Source organism: Shinella pollutisoli, from assembly GCF_024609765.1.
GTDB lineage: Bacteria > Pseudomonadota > Alphaproteobacteria > Rhizobiales > Rhizobiaceae > Shinella > Shinella pollutisoli.
The window spans coordinates 1,943-3,097 of record NZ_JANFDG010000057.1 but is presented as its reverse complement, the minus strand read 5'-3'; the positions used below and the strand labels follow the sequence as shown (position 1 = coordinate 3,097).

3 tRNA genes and 1 rRNA gene (1 of these 4 running past the window's edge) are annotated in these 1,155 nt (G+C 58.2%); all 4 read right to left on the bottom strand.

What is annotated here, in order from left to right:
• Positions 1-135, bottom strand: a 23S ribosomal RNA gene (locus NNZ72_RS25640); it reaches 2,741 nt to the left of the window's first position.
• Between the two features lie 529 nt (positions 136-664).
• Positions 665-740 (bottom strand) — tRNA-Ala (locus NNZ72_RS25190).
• 131 nt (positions 741-871) lie between these two features.
• A tRNA-Ala gene (locus tag NNZ72_RS25185) sits at positions 872-947 on the bottom strand.
• Between the two features lie 115 nt (positions 948-1,062).
• Positions 1,063-1,139, bottom strand: a tRNA-Ile gene (locus tag NNZ72_RS25180).
• Positions 1,140-1,155 lie beyond the last annotated feature (16 nt).

Sequence of the window (1,155 nt, the reverse complement as noted above, 5' to 3'; positions counted from 1 at the left end):
AAGGTGGGTTGCCCCATTCGGAGATCCATGGATCAAAGCTCATTCGCAGCTCCCCACGGCTTTTCGCAGCGTATCACGTCCTTCATCGCCTGTGCATGCCAAGGCATCCACCAATTGCCCTTACGACACTTGATCGTTCTCATTGTCTATGCTCATCACCTATTGTTCAGCGAATAGTTATCAGCGAATAGCGAATAGAATTTTCAAACCATTCGCTACTCACCATTCGCTATTCGCAAAACAAAGGCCCGGTTACCTTTTACAACCAGGCCGTCATGATGCCATCGACGTGTTCGATCCGGTCCCTTCAAAGATGTCACGCCGAGCGACATCCGGGCCGGATCTTAAGACCAGCTTCTCGAGATCAAATCCGAGGATGCGCGGTCAGGCAACATCCACCAGAACGCATGTCAGACAAGGGCAAGCCCTCGAACAACACACGATCCTTGAGGCATCGAGGTTTCCCTCGATCCGGATCAATCTTCTCTTCACAATGTAGGCAGAACAGGCATCAGCTCATTCGAGCGATGCAAACTTGGTTTTCTTCAAAGACAAGGCAGAACTTCGGCGCGAAGCGCCGCAAGGCCAGAGGCCGTCGCCAATCGTTTGGCGCGCCGTCCGCAGGCAGCGATCGAAGATCGCGTACGCCGTGAGGACAAAACCATGGTGGAGCCGAGCGGGATCGAACCGCCGACCTCCGCAGTGCGATTGCGGCGCTCTCCCAGCTGAGCTACGGCCCCTTTTTTCCGTCCTCGCGCGCGAAGCGCTCCGGACGGGGCGGCGAACGATCGCCGACGCGCCTTGCGCTTGCGAAAGCCGAAGGCTTTCGAACAACCACGCAAATCAATCACCGACAACTCGACACCAATCTTGGTGGAGCTGAGCGGGATCGAACCGCTGACCCCCTGCTTGCAAAGCAGGTGCTCTCCCAGCTGAGCTACAGCCCCTAAGGTCTCGATCCCAACCGGATGGCACCAAACAGGGCCGGAGGCCCACGTCCCGAACGGGACGGCCCGTCCGGAGCGAAGCGGCCGAAGGCCGCGACAGCGCCAGGACAATTCATGGTGGGCCCGGGCAGACTCGAACTGCCGACCTCACGCTTATCAGGCGTGCGCTCTAACCACCTGAGCTACGGGCCCATCCCGGGTAGAACTC